This window comes from Mesorhizobium sp. B2-8-5 (genome assembly GCF_006440675.2).
Classification (GTDB): domain Bacteria; phylum Pseudomonadota; class Alphaproteobacteria; order Rhizobiales; family Rhizobiaceae; genus Mesorhizobium.
In genome coordinates, this window is sequence record NZ_CP083951.1 from 5,168,469 (window position 1) to 5,183,761 (window position 15,293).

12 protein-coding genes and 1 pseudogene are annotated in these 15,293 nt (G+C 65.4%); 6 read left to right on the forward strand and 7 right to left on the reverse strand.

The features are described 5' to 3' along the window. Window positions 1-12: 12 nt before the first annotated feature. Together FJ430_RS25580 and FJ430_RS25585 are read right to left on the reverse strand one after the other, a co-directional pair. Entirely contained in the window at window positions 13-1,569 is a 1,557-nt protein-coding gene (locus FJ430_RS25580) for a serine hydrolase (RefSeq protein WP_140703393.1), read from the reverse strand. A 149-nt stretch (window positions 1,570-1,718) separates the two neighbouring features. Next, window positions 1,719-2,123, reverse strand: coding sequence for a VOC family protein (locus tag FJ430_RS25585; protein ID WP_140703391.1), 405 nt, complete (start codon window positions 2,121-2,123; stop codon window positions 1,719-1,721). Between the two features lie 122 nt (window positions 2,124-2,245). On the opposite strand from FJ430_RS25585, the gene FJ430_RS25590 reads away from it, so the two are divergent. From FJ430_RS25590 to FJ430_RS25600, 3 genes are all read left to right on the forward strand, one after another. Beyond that, the gene (locus FJ430_RS25590; protein ID WP_140644973.1) at window positions 2,246-2,950 is read left to right on the forward strand and encodes a helix-turn-helix transcriptional regulator; all 705 of its coding nucleotides are present in this window, start codon (window positions 2,246-2,248) and stop codon (window positions 2,948-2,950) included. Window positions 2,951-3,124: 174 nt separating this feature from the next. After that, entirely contained in the window at window positions 3,125-4,783 is a 1,659-nt protein-coding gene (locus FJ430_RS25595; protein WP_140703388.1) for an acyl-CoA synthetase, read from the forward strand. A 93-nt stretch (window positions 4,784-4,876) separates the two neighbouring features. Continuing rightward, complete coding sequence (locus FJ430_RS25600; protein WP_140644975.1) at window positions 4,877-5,770, forward strand: hypothetical protein; 894 nt, start codon at window positions 4,877-4,879, stop codon at window positions 5,768-5,770. A gap of 36 nt (window positions 5,771-5,806) precedes the next feature. On the opposite strand, the gene FJ430_RS25605 is transcribed toward FJ430_RS25600, so the two are convergent. Beyond that, the gene (locus FJ430_RS25605; protein ID WP_140703386.1) at window positions 5,807-7,231 is read right to left on the reverse strand and encodes a hypothetical protein; all 1,425 of its coding nucleotides are present in this window, start codon (window positions 7,229-7,231) and stop codon (window positions 5,807-5,809) included. Between the two features lie 524 nt (window positions 7,232-7,755). On the opposite strand from FJ430_RS25605, the gene htpG reads away from it, so the two are divergent. The 3 genes and pseudogenes from htpG (at window position 7,756) to FJ430_RS25620 (ending at window position 11,592) form a co-directional block, all read left to right on the forward strand. After that, window positions 7,756-9,642 carry a molecular chaperone HtpG gene (htpG, locus tag FJ430_RS25610; RefSeq protein WP_140703384.1) on the forward strand — a complete coding sequence of 629 codons (1,887 nt, stop codon included), beginning with the start codon at window positions 7,756-7,758 and terminating at the stop codon, window positions 9,640-9,642. 118 nt (window positions 9,643-9,760) lie between these two features. After that, window positions 9,761-10,441, forward strand: coding sequence for a type 1 glutamine amidotransferase (locus FJ430_RS25615; protein WP_140703382.1), 681 nt, complete (start codon window positions 9,761-9,763; stop codon window positions 10,439-10,441). Window positions 10,442-10,465: 24 nt separating this feature from the next. Continuing rightward, window positions 10,466-11,592 (forward strand): annotated as a pseudogene (locus FJ430_RS25620) (serine hydrolase domain-containing protein). 41 nt (window positions 11,593-11,633) lie between these two features. Here FJ430_RS25620 and FJ430_RS25625 read toward each other — a convergent pair. From FJ430_RS25625 to FJ430_RS25640, 4 genes are all read right to left on the reverse strand, one after another. Beyond that, window positions 11,634-13,256, reverse strand: a complete 1,623-nt coding sequence (locus tag FJ430_RS25625; RefSeq protein ID WP_140703380.1) for an ABC-F family ATP-binding cassette domain-containing protein — start codon at window positions 13,254-13,256, stop codon at window positions 11,634-11,636. 110 nt (window positions 13,257-13,366) lie between these two features. Beyond that, entirely contained in the window at window positions 13,367-14,110 is a 744-nt protein-coding gene (locus FJ430_RS25630; RefSeq protein ID WP_140703378.1) for a 2OG-Fe(II) oxygenase, read from the reverse strand. A gap of 122 nt (window positions 14,111-14,232) precedes the next feature. Then, window positions 14,233-14,757 carry a hypothetical protein gene (locus FJ430_RS25635; RefSeq protein ID WP_140703376.1) on the reverse strand — a complete coding sequence of 175 codons (525 nt, stop codon included), beginning with the start codon at window positions 14,755-14,757 and terminating at the stop codon, window positions 14,233-14,235. A gap of 5 nt (window positions 14,758-14,762) precedes the next feature. Further along, complete coding sequence (locus FJ430_RS25640; RefSeq protein ID WP_140703374.1) at window positions 14,763-15,185, reverse strand: OsmC family protein; 423 nt, start codon at window positions 15,183-15,185, stop codon at window positions 14,763-14,765. Window positions 15,186-15,293: the final 108 nt, after the last annotated feature.

Here is a 15,293-nt window from a genome sequence, read left to right on the forward strand (position 1 = left end):
GCCCGACCGCTTTCAATCGGGGATACGCCGCAGCGTGCCCATGTGATTGTCGTCGAGGAAATCGATGGTCATCGCCGACGCTTTGCCGTCGGGGCCGACGGCAAAGCTGACGCCGGCGGGCCTGTCGGGTGTCTCCGCGTCAGGGAAGGTCATGAAGCGGTCGCCGTCGAAATGCGCCAGCGAATAGGATCGCGCCCCTGACGGTCCGAGCTTGAGCACAAGGCCCTCGCCGGCGCCCGACACCACGGCATCGCCGATGAAGTCGTTGGCATAGCGGCCGGCATAGGCGCCGGCGCGCCGGGACGGGGTCGGCCTGGGCGGCGGGCTAGCATAGGCGGCCTTGGCCGCCTCGATCATCGGGCCGAACAGCCCGACATAGATGCCGTTCCACGCCGCGATCCAATCTTTCTCGACTTTACCGTCGAAGACGAGATCGGCGAAGCTGTCGGACAGCCCCTCCGGCACTCCTGTCGGAAAGGCGTTGGCGAGGATGACGATACCGAGCTTCTCCTTTGGAAAGATCGTCACCAGGGTGCGGGCGCCGACGCTGAAGGCACCGGCATGGCTCCAGCTCAGGCCGTGCCGGCCGAATTCGATGTTCCAGCCAAGGCCGTAGAAGGATTCGCCGCCGGAGACCGGGTTCTTGCCGCGCGTCATCAAGGGCACGTGGGTCTGGTCCAGCGCATCGGCGGCAATCAGGGTCTTGCCGGCATAGGAGCCGTCGCCGAGCAGGAGGCGTACCCATTGCGCGAGATCGCGCGCGGTTGAGCTGACGCCGCCGGCAGGCGCCTGGGCGTCCGGATCGCGCCTGATCTTGGCAGCCCAGACGCCGTCGACCCTGACGTGGAGCGCGGCGCGATCGGCGCGCCTCATGAAGTCGGCGTGACGGGAGCTGGTCGAGGCCATGCCGAGCGGACGGTAGAGTTTCTCCTCGGCGATTTCTTCCCAGGGCTTGCCTGTCGGTTTGGCGGCCGCGACGGCGCCTTCGGTCAGTCCGAAATTGGAGTAGGAGTAGCCGGCGCGAAAGCTCGACGATGGCGGCACGAAGCGCAGGCGGTGGAGGATCGTGGCGCGATCATAGCCTATGTCCTCGAGATCGTCTCCAGCGGTGCCTGGAAGCCCGCTGCGATGCGAAAACAGGTCGCGGATGGTGAGCTCACTGGTTGGATAGGGATCGGCAAGCCGGAAGGCCGGATCTAGGTCGACGACCTTGGAATCCCAGGATACTGCTCCGTCGCTGACCAGCGCGGCTACGACCGTGGCCGAGACCGGCTTGGAGAGCGAAGCGATCTGGAACACCGTGTCGGCATCGACGGCCTCCGGCTTTCCGGCTTCGCGATGACCGAACCCCTTGAGAAAGACCACCTCGTCGTCGTGCACGACGGCGATGGCGAGGCCGGGAACATCACCATTGGCGACGGCGCCTTGCGCCAGCACTTCGAGCCTGGATAGCGCGGCAGTGATCCGCTCGGGCGCGATGGGGTCAGCCGCCGTCGCATGGGGCCAAAATGCGAACCCCGCGACGACGGACCAAATCCTGAAACGACAGAGATTCCGATCAAGCCGCATGCGCGCCCTCCCCTCCTTGCATTCACCAGGCCATAGTACAGGGTGGTGCGCACGCGGCCAATCCTTGCACGACTATCCTCCGCAGCAGCTTCGGACGATGGGCAGGAGGGGAAACACTGGCGAAATGCGCCCGCCCCTGTCGATCTGCCTCACCGCTCGAACTTCCTGATCGCCTCCGCCGTCACCGGGGTGAAGAAATTCACCAGATTGCCGTCGGGATCGCGAAACAGAAGCGAGCGGTTGCCCCATGGCATGGCGGTGGGCGCCTGCACCAGCGCGCCATCGATGAAACCGCCCAGCCGACGGTACGCGTCATCGACATCGGCGACGCGGAACTCGACGATGGCGCTGCGGTTCTCGGCGGGGCTAGCGACATGGTCGCCGCCGAAGAGTCGAAGCGTGCGCGTGCTGCCGATCGCCAGCGTGCCGGCCGCGGTGACGAGCTCGGCGAAATCCTCGGTGTAGAGCGTGAGCTTGATGCCCGTGACCGTCTCGTAGAAGGCGACGAGCCGCTTGACGTCGGTCGTGATGATGCGGGTCGAAACGAAATTCATTTGGTCGTCTCCGTGGACTGGCCGACGAAGAAATCCTCGCGGCTGGACGCGCCCGTTCAGGCACCCTGCCCCGACTTGTGGACCAGGCCTGCTGCCAGCATAGTGGCAACAGGAGACATGCCTTGCGCCGCGCCGACAGACTGTTTCAGATCATCCAGATCCTGCGGCGCTCGAGCCGGCCGATCACCGCCGGCCAGATCGCCGAAGAGCTCGAAATCTCGCGCCGCTCGGTCTATCGCGACATCGCCGACCTCATCGGACAGCGCGTGCCGATCCAGGGCGAGGCCGGCCTCGGTTATGTGCTCGACCGCGACTACGACATGCCGCCGCTGATGCTGACGCCGGACGAGCTGGAGGCGGCGGTGCTCGGCGCGCAATGGGTGGCCGACAAGGGCGATGCGGTGCTGGCGGGCGCGGCGCGCGACCTGATCGCCAAGATCACCACCGTCGTACCCGAGCGGCTGCGCCCCTTCGTCAGCCAGCCCAGCGTCGGCGCGCCGCTCAGCCGCGCGAGCCTGCCCGACGGGCTGGATATCGCGCGGGCGCGGGCCTCGATCCGCAACGGCCACAAGATCCGTATCTTCTACCGCAACGAACAGGGCGACGAGAGTGAGCGCGTCGTCTGGCCGACGATGATCGGCTATGCCGAAACGGTGCGGCTGCTCGCCGCCTGGTGCGAGCTGCGCCAGGATTTCCGTCATTTCCGCACCGACCGGATATCCGCCGCGACTTTTCTCGACGAGCGCATCGGCTGCCGGCCGGCTGAGCTGCGCGGCCGCTGGAAACGGCACATGGAAGCGCAGGGAATTCAACTGCCGCAAAGCTAGCTGGCCACTAACTTGCTGGTTGGAAACGCTTTGAGCGGCGAAAGCTTGCGTTCCTTCGCGCAACCGTCGTCGCCTCACTCTCGACTTTCGCCGCAATCGACCCGCGTCCTCTTTTCATGCAATCTCGCCCAGCGGCGATCATGGGGAGATCTGCGCCGCCGAGGGAGGATTGCGATGACCAAGACGCAAGCGCGGCCGCGCTATGAGGATGCCGTTGCGCAATTCCGCATCGAGGACGAGATCGCGCGCCTTCATGGCGACCCGGCCACCGGCATCAACGCCTATGTCGAATGCTGCGGTCGCTACACGGGCGAGAGCCGGCTGGCGCTCCGCGCGATCTCGGCCGGCGGGGAATTGCGCGAATATTCCTTCGACGACCTCGCCGACATGTCCGGCCGCGTCGGCACAATGCTGAAGGAACTTGGCGTACGGCCTGGCGATGTCGTGGCGGGCATGCTGCCGCGCATCCCTGAATTGGGGGCGCTGATCCTCGGCACATGGCGCGTCGGCGCGGTCTACCAGCCTCTGTTCACGGCTTTCGGGCCGAAGGCGGTCGAGCATCGCCTGAGCTACAGCAAGGCCAGGCTGGTGGTGACCAATCCCGCCAACCGCGCCAAGCTCGACGAGGTGGAGAACCGTCCGCGCATCGCCACCATCCTTGGCCGCGGCGACATGCTGCCCGCCGGCGACATCGATTTCCGCGCGGCGCTCGCGACCGCCTCCCCCGACTGCGAGCCCGTGATGCGCAAGGGCCCGGACCTGTTCATGATGATGTCGACCTCCGGCACCACCGGGCACCCGAAGGGCGTGCCGGTGCCGCTCAGCGCGCTGCTCGCCTTCGGCGCCTATATGCGCGACGCGATCGGGCTCACGCCCGACGACATCTTCTGGAACATCGCCGATCCCGGCTGGGCCTATGGGCTCTACTACGCCATCACGGGGCCGTTGCAGCTCGGCATCGCCACCACCTTCTACGAAGGCGCCTTCAACGCCCAATCGACCTACGACATCATCGAGCGCCTGGCCGTCACCAGCCTCGCCGGCTCGCCGACGGCCTATCGCTTGCTGATGGCGGAAGGGCCCGAGGCCGCGGCGCGCGTCAAAGGCAGGTTGCGCGTCGTGAGCAGCGCCGGCGAACCGCTCAACCCGGAAGTGATCCGCTGGTTCGACGCCAACCTCGCCGCGCCGATCCACGACCATTACGGCCAGACCGAGAACGGCATGATGGTCAACAACCATCATGGGCTGGCGCATATCGTGCGCACAGGCTCGGCCGGCTTCGCCACGCCGGGCTACCGCATGGTGGTTCTGGATGACGAAGGCAACGAGCTCGGCCCCAACCAGCCGGGCGTGCTCGCGGTCGATATCGCCAGATCGCCGCTGCGCTGGTTCGGCGGCTACCACGAGGCCGAGACGCCGGCGATCGTGGGCGGCTATTATCGCACCGGCGACACGGTGGAATATGAGCCGGACGGCTCGGTCTCCTTCATCGGCCGGGCCGATGACGTCATCACCTCGTCCGGCTACCGCATCGGGCCGTTCGATGTCGAAAGCGCGCTGATAGAGCATCCGGCGGTGAACGAGGCGGCGGTGGTCGGCGTGCCCGATCCGCAGCGCACCGAGATCGTCAAGGCCTTCGTGGTGCTGGCGCCCGCCTTCAAGGGCAGCGAGGCGCTGGCCGAGGAACTCGCCCAGCATGTGAAGAAGCGCCTGTCGGCGCATTCCTATCCGCGCGAGGTCGAGTTCGTCAGCGAACTGCCGAAGACACCAAGCGGCAAGATCCAGCGGTTCCTGCTGCGGAAGGCCGAGGTGGAGAAGCGCAAAGCGGAATAAAGATTTGCCGCTGCCTTGATTTCCGCCACGCAAAAGCCGCCAAGTCGGGCGATGGCTCGCAAGGGTTCTTGATCGCTTATCTTGGGATGCAGCATGCGGTTGGTTTTAACGCTTCTCTTTGCACTGGCGGGCAGCACGGCGCTCGCCGCCTCGCCGGAAGACGATTACGTCGCGGCGCGCGACAAGGCGATTGCCGACATCACCGCGCAGGAAAGCGCGAACAGCGCAATCGAAACCCTCGATGCCCAGAACGAGAAGGCGCTGGCCGACCTGCAGCAGCGTCTCGCCGCCATTCTCGGCCCGCTTGCGGTCAAGGGCTTTCCAACGACGGGCACCATGAACATCGAAAGCCTCAACGCTTCCGACATCGGCTATGGCATGCTGGACGGGCTGCGATATGCCCAGAGCGACGACGGTCCGAGCATCGTCGTCTCGACGCGCGGGCTGACCGAGCGCTGGCTCAAATCCAAATCGGCCGAAACGGAAGCAGATTTCAAGCTGCCCGCCGATATCGGCGCGGCGCTGAAGCTCGACAGTTTCTACACCCAGGCCATCGGCAGCGACGCGGCATTCTCCGGCACGCTCGATTTTTCGCTGAAGAAGCCCGACGGCGCCGATGCGGCGGTCGCCCGGCTCGGTGGCTGGACCCAGGATGTCGGACCGATCTACGACCAGCACGTCGTCGTGGCGGTCGTGAAGGGCGACCGCGTGCTGATTGCCGAAGCGCCCGCCTCGCCCGCCGTGCCGAAGATCGCGGCGTGCGGTTCGCTGTGGGCAGCCGCCGACGCCGCCGCGCAGAAAACCCAGCAGAGCGATGATGGCGCGGACCAGGACGACTCGACCGCCACCGATGCCGCCAACGCCGCCTGGGAAAAGGGCGACGCCGACTACCGCGCCTGCATGGCCCAGCGCCTGCCAGGTGATCCGTCCTTCCCGGCGCTGCTCAAGCAGGCGCAGGATCTTGCCGACGGCATGGCGGGGCAATAGCCGGCAGAGCGATCTCCGGAATTACGCAGCGATTTCTCAGCTTCCGTTTGCCCGCATGTTGCGCCGAGCAACACGCCGGGCGGTGGCGCGCCCCGCTTCCGCGATGATCCCATTGGCCTGAGGCGGGGCATCCTTGCGCGACCTTGCGTCGGTCACCCTATGCAGCCGCTCGTAAGGCAGCAATTCCCGGATGCGGGCATTGAGCGCTTCGACTTCGGCGTGCAGATCCTCGCATTCCTGCTTCTGGATATCGAGCTGGATCTGCTCGGACGCCTGCTGCAGCGAAAGCTGTGAGAGATTGGTGCTGACCGCGGACAGGTTCTTCTTGTCGGTTTCGCTCTCGTCCTTGAGAACGGCGAGCCTTTCCTCCGCAATCTGGCGTTCGGTGACGGCATCGTTCAACTGCGCCCTGAGCCTGGCGATCTCGGCCGTGGCTTCGTCGTTGTCGGCGGAGACGTGATCCAGGCGCGATTGCAGTTCCTGGATCTCAGCACGCAAACCGCGCATTTCCGCCTGACCGCGCGCCAGTTCGGCGGCACTGTCGCTTTCGGCGATCCGCGCCATCTCGGCGGTTTCGGCAAGCTTGGCTTGCGTTGCCTCCAGCGTTTTCTGCAGTCGGGTTTCCTCTTTTTCGTGGTTGCCGAGTTGAGCCATCAGCTCGGCGATGTGAGCGGTTTCGCCGGCGTGGGTTGCCGCGAATTCGTCGAACCTGTGCCGGGCCTCCTCCTCGCGCTTTTGCGCCTGCTCCAGATCGACCGAGAGGCCGACCTGCTTTTCGCGCAGCAGCTTGTTCTCGGCGCCGCGTCTGTCGAGCTCCACTGTTTTGGCCGCCAGAGCCTTGGCGATCTCGCCGAACTCCGTCTCGCGCCTGGTGCTCTCGTTGCCCATCTCCACCAGCTCCAGGCGCACGGCCGCAAGCGCTGAGCGCAGTTGCTCCCGGTCCTGAACGAGACTCGCCTCGCGCTGCTGCCACGCCTCGGCCGCGCCGTCGCGTTCGCGCTGCCTGCGGGCGGCGTCAAGCAGTTGTTCTGAAAGCGTTTTGTGTTCCGTGGTGAGGGCGAGGTTTGCCAGTTCCAGCTCGTTGGAGCGCAACACGTCGCGATGGAACACGTTGAGGACTTCGCGCGTCATATGGTGCGCGGTGGCGATCTCGGCCAGCTTCGCCTCGATCTCCTGCAGATGGCTCTGGCCATCCCGGAAAAGCCCGGCGACGGCCTCCAGCGCGGCCAGCCGCGTCTGGGTATGCGGTGTCAGCCGCGATGTCGCTGTGCCGGACGGCTCTTCAGCAGGCGGATTCTCGTCGCTTGCCACCAGTTCCTGGCCGGCAACGGCATCGTCCTCCGAGGGCTGCTGTTCATCATCTTTAAGAACGTCCTCGAATGCTTCCGCCAGATCCGATTGGAGTTCCTGAAATTCCTTATCGACGTCCTCGGCCCGCTTGATCAGAGACTTGAAATTCATCACGGCACATTCCTTACGATCGACGACACACCTTTTACGCTCGCCCCAAGCGTACTTAACGAATTGCTAATCTATCCCTTTACCTTCGGTTCGGGAAGCCTGGGCAAAGGAAACCAGAATTAAGGTTATCGCCGGTCCCAACCTTATGCGGTTCCGCCCTAGGTGATCCCTTCTTCCGCTCTTAACATATGTTAGTTTTCTCTCAGGGCAGGTGCTGAAAGCATGCTCAGCAAAAGGGAAAGACAGCGAGCTGCTTGTCATCATTCACATGAGCGATGCGAAGACTTTCAAAGCCACAAACGAGCACTAAAAACAAAGTCCCCCTGCCGATCCGATCGCAGAGCGTTCGATGGAGTCGGCTTTCCACATACCTCTCGCCGCCTCTTGTTGCCTTCCCCTCGCATCCCGATATTGTCCTGCCGAAGCCGGTCCCGCCCGGGCCGCGGCACAATTGAACAATCGTGGGATGAATCCCCGAAACGCTTCTGGCGCGTCAGGCAGAGTGGAGATTTGGGAAAGGCGAGATGACGGATCAGAATACGGAAACCAGGACATTCGAGGCGGACGTCTCGCGGCTGCTGCACATGATGGTGCATTCGGTCTATTCGGACCGTGACGTCTTCCTGCGCGAGCTGATCTCCAACGCGGCCGATGCCTGCGAGAAGCTGCGCTTCGAGGCGGTGAGCCGGCCCGAGTTGCTGGGTGACGATGCCAAGCCGCGCATCACGATCGCGGCCGACCCGGACAACAGAGAGCTTGTCGTCGAGGACAATGGCATCGGCATGAGCCGCGACGAGATGGCGGAGGCGCTGGGCACCATCGCGCGCTCCGGCACGCGCGCCTTCCTGGAGCGCGTAGAGGCCGGCAAGGCAGCGGAAGACACGCAGCTCATCGGCCAATTCGGCGTCGGGTTTTACTCGGCCTTCATGGTCGCCGACCGGGTCGACGTCATCAGCCGCCAGGCCGGCAGCGACGAGGCCTTCCGCTGGTCGTCCGACGGCAAGGGCACCTATGAAATCGCGCCGGCGCCGCTCGAGGCGGCGCCCAGGCGCGGCACCCGTGTGGTGCTGCATCTGATGGAGGACGCCTCTTCCTACACCACGCCCTATCGGCTCGAGGGGCTGGCGAAGTCGCAGTCGGGCCATGTGCCGGTACCAATCACGCTCGTAGAGAAACCCGGCGGCGAGCCACGCGACATCGCCGACGGCACGGCGCTTTGGGTGCGCACGAAGAGCGAGATCAAGCCGGAGGAATACACCGATTTCTACCGCAGCATCGCCGGCCAGTACGACGAGCCGGCCTCGACCATCCATTTCCGCGCCGAGGGCCGGCAGGAATACAGCGTGCTCGCCTTCGTGCCGGGATCGCGGCCGTTCGACCTGTTCGACCAGGACCGCAAGGGCCGCATGAAGCTTTATGTGCGGCGCGTCTTCATCACCGACGACGCCGACGTGCTGCCGCGCTACTTGCGCTTCGTGCGCGGCCTGGTCGATTCCGCCGACCTGCCGCTCAACGTGTCGCGCGAGATGATCCAGGAAAGCCCCCTGCTCGCCGCGATCCGCAAGGGCGTGACCAACCGCGTTCTCGGCGATCTCCTAAAGCTCGCCGACAACGATGCCGAAGCCTACGCCAAAATCTGGGAAAATTTCGGCGTCGTGCTGAAGGAAGGGCTTTACGAGGACTACGAGCGGCGCGAGCAGCTGCTGAAGCTTGCCCGCTTCCGCTCGACAGCGTCGGACGAACGCTGGCGCAGCCTTGCCGACTATGTTGGAGCGATGAAGGAAGGCCAGAAGGCGATCTTCTTCATGGCCGGCGACGACCGCGCCCGGCTGGAGGCCTCGCCGCAGCTCGAAGGGTTTCGCGCGCGCGGCATCGAGGTGCTGCTCCTCACCGACCCGGTCGACAGTTTCTGGGTGACGATGGCGCCGGAGTTCGACGGCAAGCCGTTCAAGTCGGTGACGCAGGGCGCGGCCGAGCTTGCCGATGTTGCGCTGCCCGAGGACGCAGCAAAGCCGGATGCCGAGACGCCATCCTCCATCGCGACGTTCCTTGCCTTCGTGAAGACCACGCTCGGCGACGAGGTCTCGGACGTGAAGGCCTCCGACCGGCTGACCGAAAGCGCCGTCTGCCTGGTCGCGCCGGAGCATGGCCCGGACCGCCAGTTCGAACGTCTGCTCAACGCCGCCGGCCGGCTCGACAAGGCCGCCAAGCCGATCCTCGAGATCAACCCGCGCCATGAGCGCGTGGCGGCGCTGGCAAAGCTCGGCGACGAAGAAAAAGCGTTCAAGGAAGACGCAGCGCACCTGCTCTACGACGAGGCGCGCGTGCTCGACGGCGACAAGCCGGCCGACGCCAGGGCCTTCTCGGCGCGCCTGGCGCGGCTGATCGATCGCGGCTTGGCGAGAGGGTGAGCCCCCGGCGCCGCGCTTGCGCGGCCTGCCGGCGTCCAGTCGGAACTGGGCGCTGGCACATTTTCGGCAGCCCGCTTAGCTTTATCGTATTCCTACGGCATGAGCGGCAGGTGTTCCTATGAAGCGCATTGTTCTGGTCAGGCATTCGGAAGAGCCGGGCGACGATCATGTCCAGACGACGCTGGAGGCGAACGGCCATGCGATCACGACTGCGATGCCGTTCAAGGGCGATCCGATCGACCTCGGGTCCGTCGATGGAGCGGTGATCTATGGCGGTCCGTTCAATGTCTTCGACACCGACATACACCCGTTCCTAAACGACGAAGCCGCGCTGATCGAGCATTGCCTGGACAACGATCTGCCGCTGCTCGGCATCTGCCAGGGCGCGCAGCAGATCGCCTGGCATCTCGGCGCCGATGTCGGGCCGGTGGAAAGCGGCATCCGGGAGTTCGGCTATTTCGAGATCACGCCGACGGCCGAGGCCGGCGATTTCCTCGACCGGCCGCTCTTCCTGCCGCAGAACCACTTTCATACTTTCGCCGTGCCGGCCGGCGCCGTGCATCTCGCTTCGAGCGACACGTTCCCCAATCAGGCGTTCCGGATCGGCGACAAGACCTATGCGCTGCAATTCCATGCCGAGCAGGGTCCGGCCGGCTTTCGGCGCTGGCAGGAACGGCAAGCCGCGCCCTACGGAACGCTCGGCGCGCAGGACCGGGACGAACAGGACAGGTTGATGGCGGCCCACCACGCAGCGCAGCTTGCCTGGTTCAGCGGCTTTGTGACCAAGCTGTTCGGTTGAGGCGCATTTGGTGGGAATTCGCGCATGACCATAGACGGCGTCTGCGATCCGCGTTTTGCCGGAGTGCGCGATGCGTTCGCCTGGTGTTTCGCTCAAGGCCTCGAGCATGGCGGCGGCGTCTCGGTCGTGGCCCACGGCAGGACCGTCGTCGATCTCTGGGGCGGCCATGCGGATGCCGCGCGCACCCGCCCGTGGCGGCGTGACACGCTGGTCAACGTCTGGTCTTCGACCAAGGCGTCGTGGCGCTGGCGATCGCGATGCTGGTGGAGCGCGGCAAGCTGGATTATGCCGCACCGGTGGCGCGCTATTGGTCGGAATTCGCGGCGGGCGGCAAGGAATACATCACGCTAGACCAGGTGATGTCGCACCAGTCCGGGCTGAACGGTCTTGCCGTGCCGATGGATGAGGCTGGCCTGCTCGCCTGGGCGCCCTATGCCGACGCGCTTGCCACCATGTCGCCGCTATGGGAGCCCGGCAGCCGCTGCGTCTACCATGCCCTGACCTACGGCCATCTTGCCGGCGAGGTGCTGCGGCGCGTCGACGGGCGCAGCATCGGCCGCTTCATCGCGGAAGAGATCGCAGTCCCGCTTGGGGCCGATTTCCATGTCGGCCTGCCGCAAGCCCAGGATTCCCGTGCCGCCGAGATGATCGAGGGCTCGAAGACGTCCGATTGGGTCGACTTCGTGCGCGCTTCTCCGTTTCCCCATGCATGCGACAACCCAACGCCCCGCGCGTTGGCGCCCAACGACCGCGCCTGGCGCGCCGCCGAGGTGCCGGGCGGCAACGGCCAGTCAACAGCTCATGCGCTAGCGCGTATCTACGGCATGATGGCGGCGGGCGGGAGCTTTGAGGGCAAGCCCCTGATCGGCCGCGCGGCGATCGAAGAAGCCGCGAGGCCGCGCTTTCGCGGCATGGACGACAGCTTCGCGCTGCCAGCCGCCTTCGCCGCCGGCTATCAGATCGAGGATCCTGTCTATGCCCGCCGCGCATCGCCGCAGACATTCGGCCATACCGGCTGGGGCGGCGCCATCGGCTTTGCCGACCCCGGCGCCGGGGTTGGGTTCGGCTATGTCACCAACCGCATGGTGGGTTTCGACGATGTGGACCCGCGCCGCAAGGCCCTGATCGACGCCGTCTACGACGCGCTCTGACGCCAGATGAAGCGCTGTCGGCCGAGGGCCGGCCCTGCTGCCTACCCTCTCAGCCCCGGTGCTTCCTGGCCGGTGCGCGCGACATATTCGGTATAGCCGCCGCCATAGGTGTGGATGCCGTCTGGCGTCAGTTCCAGCACGCGGTTGGAGAGTGCCGCCAGGAAATGGCGGTCGTGCGAGACGAAGAGCATGGTGCCTTCATATTGCGCCAGCGCCTCGATCAGCATCTGCTTGGTGGTGATGTCGAGGTGGTTGGTCGGCTCGTCGAGCACCAGCAGGTTGGGCGGGTCGAACAGCATCAGCGCCATCACCAGCCGCGCCTTCTCGCCGCCCGACAGCACGCGGCACTTCTTCTCGATCTCGTCGCCCGAGAAGCCGAAGCAGCCGGCAAGCGCGCGCAGCGGCGCCTGACCGGCCTGCGGAAACGAGTCCTCCAGCGTCTGGAAGACGGTGCGCTCGCCATCGAGCAGTTCCATGGCATGCTGGGCGAAATAGCCCATCTTGACGCTCGGGCCGCGCGCGACGGAGCCCTCGTCCGGCTCGGAGGCGCCGGCGACCAGCTTCAGAAGCGTCGACTTGCCGGCGCCGTTGACGCCCATCACGCACCAGCGCTCGCGGCGGCGGATCTGGAAGTCGAGGCCCGAATAGATATTGCGGCTGCCATAGGCCTTGTGGATGCCCTTCAGCGTCGCCACGTCCTCGCCGCAGCGCGGCGCCGGCTGGAACTCGAAGGCCACCGTCTGGCGCCGCTTCGGCGGTTCGACGCGGTCGATCTTGTCGAGCTTCTTCACCCGGCTCTGCACCTGGGCGGCATGGGAAGCGCGCGCCTTGAAACGCTCGATGAAGGCGATTTCCTTGGCCAGCATCGCCTGCTGGCGCTCGAACTGCGCCTGCAGCTGCTTGTCGGCCAGCGCACGCTGCTCCTGGTAGAATTCGTAATTGCCTGAATAGGAGGTTAGTGCGCCGGCGTCGATCTCGATGATCTTGTTGACGATGCGGTTCATGAACTCGCGGTCGTGCGAGGTCATCAGCAGCGCGCCGTCGTAATCCTTGAGGAATTTCTCCAGCCAGATCAGGCTTTCGAGGTCGAGATGGTTCGACGGCTCGTCGAGCAGCATCACGTCGGGTCGCATCAACAGGATGCGAGCCAGCGCGACGCGCATCTTCCAGCCGCCGGAGAGTTTCGAAACATCGCCGTCCATCATCTCCTGGCTGAAGCCGAGGCCGTCGAGCACCTCGCGGGCGCGGCCGTCGAGCGCATAGCCGTCGAGCTCTTCGAAGCGGTGCTGCAGTTCGCCGTAGCGCTCGATGATCTGGTCCATCTCGTCGGCGCGGTCGGGATCGCCCATGGCGTGTTCGAGCTCGCGCATCTCGGCGGCCACCGCGCTGACCGGCCCTGCGCCCTCCATGACCTCTGCCACGGCGCTCAAACCGCCCATGTCGCCGACATCCTGGCTGAAATAGCCGATGGTGACGCCGCGATCGACCGAGACCTGGCCCTCGTCCGGCTGCTCCTGTCCGATGATCATGCGGAACAACGTCGTCTTGCCGGCGCCGTTCGGGCCGACCAATCCGACCTTCTCGCCCTTCTGCAAGGCGGCCGAGGCTTCGATGAAGACGATCTGTCGGCCGTTCTGCTTGCCGATATTTTCAAGACGGATCATGGGCTCGTAGGGAGTAGGGAGTAGGGAGTAGGGCCAATAATCGAATGCGCGGGATAAAGGAACCCCTCATCGCTTCTCGGCCTCGACCTAACCTACTGCCTACTGCCTACTCACCTCGCGTCGTGGAAGATGATCCCGACCGTATGCCGCCGCCCTGACCGCAAGCGGCTCACGCCATGGCGCAGGTTGACGCGATAGTACCCCTTCGTGCCTTGCACCGGCCGGTTGTGAACCGCAAAGATCACCGCATCGCCGCGCTTCAGCGGCACCACCTCGGCGCGGCTTTGCATGCGCGGGCGCTGCTCGGTGAGCACGAATTCGCCGCCGGTGAAATCCTCACCCGGCTCGGACAACAGGACCGCCACCTGCAGCGGAAAGGCGAGTGCGCCGTAAAGATCCTGATGCAGGCAGTTGAAGTCGCCGGGGCCGTATTGCAGCAGAAGCGGCGTCGGCCTCACCTGGCCTTCGTCGTGGCAACGCTTCAGGAAGGCGGCGTGTTCGGCCGGATAACGCTGCGCCACGCCCATCTTCTCGTTCCAGTCATTGGCGACCGTGGCGAGGCGCGGATAGAGCGCGGTGCGCAGGCCCTCGATCGGGTCAGGCAGCGGATATTTGAAATAGCGATACTCGCCCTTGCCGAAGCCGTGACGGGCCATGATCACATGGCTGCGGAAATGCTCTTCATGCGGATAGAGGCCCGCGATATCGGCGCATTCCTCGGGCGAGAGCAGGCCGGGCACGACGGCGCAGCCATGGGCGTTCAGATCAGACACCAGCGCATGCCAGTTTTGCGCGTCGACGCGGGATTCGGCGGAGCGGCCGACGCGCTTGGTGTTCAGAGAATGGATGGTCATGGGTTGCCTCCTTGCTTGCCATCAAAGTGGGGCGAGCGACGGGGCCAAACCACCCGATTCATGGCAAAGTGGCGAGGCGCTCGAGCTGCCAATCTCCGTCCTTGCGGGGGAGATCAGCAGCTTCACCGCCTGCGATACGTCTCCAACTCCGGATCGAGATCCACCTTGACCGCATTGGTGAACACGCAGGTCGCCACCATGATGCCGGCGAAGGCGGTGAGGTTGATGAGCAGCGTCTCGTCGTAGCGCGCCTTGAGCGCGGCCCAGGTCTCGTCCGGGACGGCATTCGCGTCCACTGCGACCGCCTTGCCGAAACCGATCAGCAGCGCCTCGTCGGTCGACGGCTCAATCGCCTCGGGATCGAGGCCGTTCTCGATCAGCGCGCGGCGGAAGAAGGTCACCGGGATCTCGGCGCGCATCGTTTCGGCGATCGCCTTCGAAAACAGCCAGATGGCGCGGTCGTCGAGCGTGGGGCGCAAGAGGTCGCGCAGCGTGAACCATTCGGCGTAGATGCGATGCGCGGCCGGCGAGTGAAGCAGGATGCGCTTCATGTTGGTCATGCGGCCGCGCAGCGCGAGCTCGCGGTCGTGCTCGGCGCGGATCTCGGCGGAAGCGGTGGCGTAGTCGATCGGCGAAAGATGCGCCATCGGCCTCACCCGAGCTTCGCGTGAAGTGCCGGCGCGCCGCGCAGCGTGTTTGAGACGGTGCAGATATCCTCGGCATCCGCCAGGATCCGCTCTTTCGTCGCGGCATCGAGGTCGCCGGCGATCGTCAGGCGAATATTGAAGGTTTCCAGCCGCGACGGCTCGTCCTTCGCCTTGTCGCCGGTCACATCCGCCCTCACCTCGCCCAGCCGGTCGGCGACCCCTAGGCGGGTGGCGGCGATGCGGGCGCTGAGTACCATGCAGGCAGCCAGCGAGGCGTAGAGCAGGTCGAGCGGGCTGAAGCCGGACGCGCTGACCTGCGTGACCACATCGACGGTGCCGCCGGTCGGTGTCGTGACCACCGGCAGGCCGCCCGGCGGCAGGACGGCGAGCGCGCCGGCGTTTCGGGTTCTGACTTTCAGGTCTGCCATCGCGTGGTCTCCAATTCGGAGACATTGATAGCGGACGGGAATTCACTGAGGCAATCGCCGAGGCAGGCCGTGGGCGATTGGCGTTTCCTCGCCCTCATGAAATGGGGG

Bases quoted from the DNA above. Each gene is read 5' to 3' on its own strand.
- FJ430_RS25580 (WP_140703393.1), bottom strand. From the start codon at position 1,569: ATGCGGCTTGATCGGAATCTCTGTCGTTTCAGGATTTGGTCCGTCGTC.
- FJ430_RS25585 (WP_140703391.1), bottom strand. From the start codon at position 2,123: ATGAATTTCGTTTCGACCCGCATCATCACGACCGACGTCAAGCGGCTC.
- FJ430_RS25595 (WP_140703388.1), top strand. From the start codon at position 3,125: ATGACCAAGACGCAAGCGCGGCCGCGCTATGAGGATGCCGTTGCGCAA.
- FJ430_RS25600 (WP_140644975.1), top strand. From the start codon at position 4,877: ATGCGGTTGGTTTTAACGCTTCTCTTTGCACTGGCGGGCAGCACGGCG.
- FJ430_RS25605 (WP_140703386.1), bottom strand. From the start codon at position 7,231: ATGAATTTCAAGTCTCTGATCAAGCGGGCCGAGGACGTCGATAAGGAA.
- htpG (WP_140703384.1), top strand. From the start codon at position 7,756: ATGACGGATCAGAATACGGAAACCAGGACATTCGAGGCGGACGTCTCG.
- FJ430_RS25615 (WP_140703382.1), top strand. From the start codon at position 9,761: ATGAAGCGCATTGTTCTGGTCAGGCATTCGGAAGAGCCGGGCGACGAT.
- FJ430_RS25625 (WP_140703380.1), bottom strand. From the start codon at position 13,256: ATGATCCGTCTTGAAAATATCGGCAAGCAGAACGGCCGACAGATCGTC.
- FJ430_RS25630 (WP_140703378.1), bottom strand. From the start codon at position 14,110: ATGACCATCCATTCTCTGAACACCAAGCGCGTCGGCCGCTCCGCCGAA.
- FJ430_RS25635 (WP_140703376.1), bottom strand. From the start codon at position 14,757: ATGGCGCATCTTTCGCCGATCGACTACGCCACCGCTTCCGCCGAGATC.
- FJ430_RS25640 (WP_140703374.1), bottom strand. From the start codon at position 15,185: ATGGCAGACCTGAAAGTCAGAACCCGAAACGCCGGCGCGCTCGCCGTC.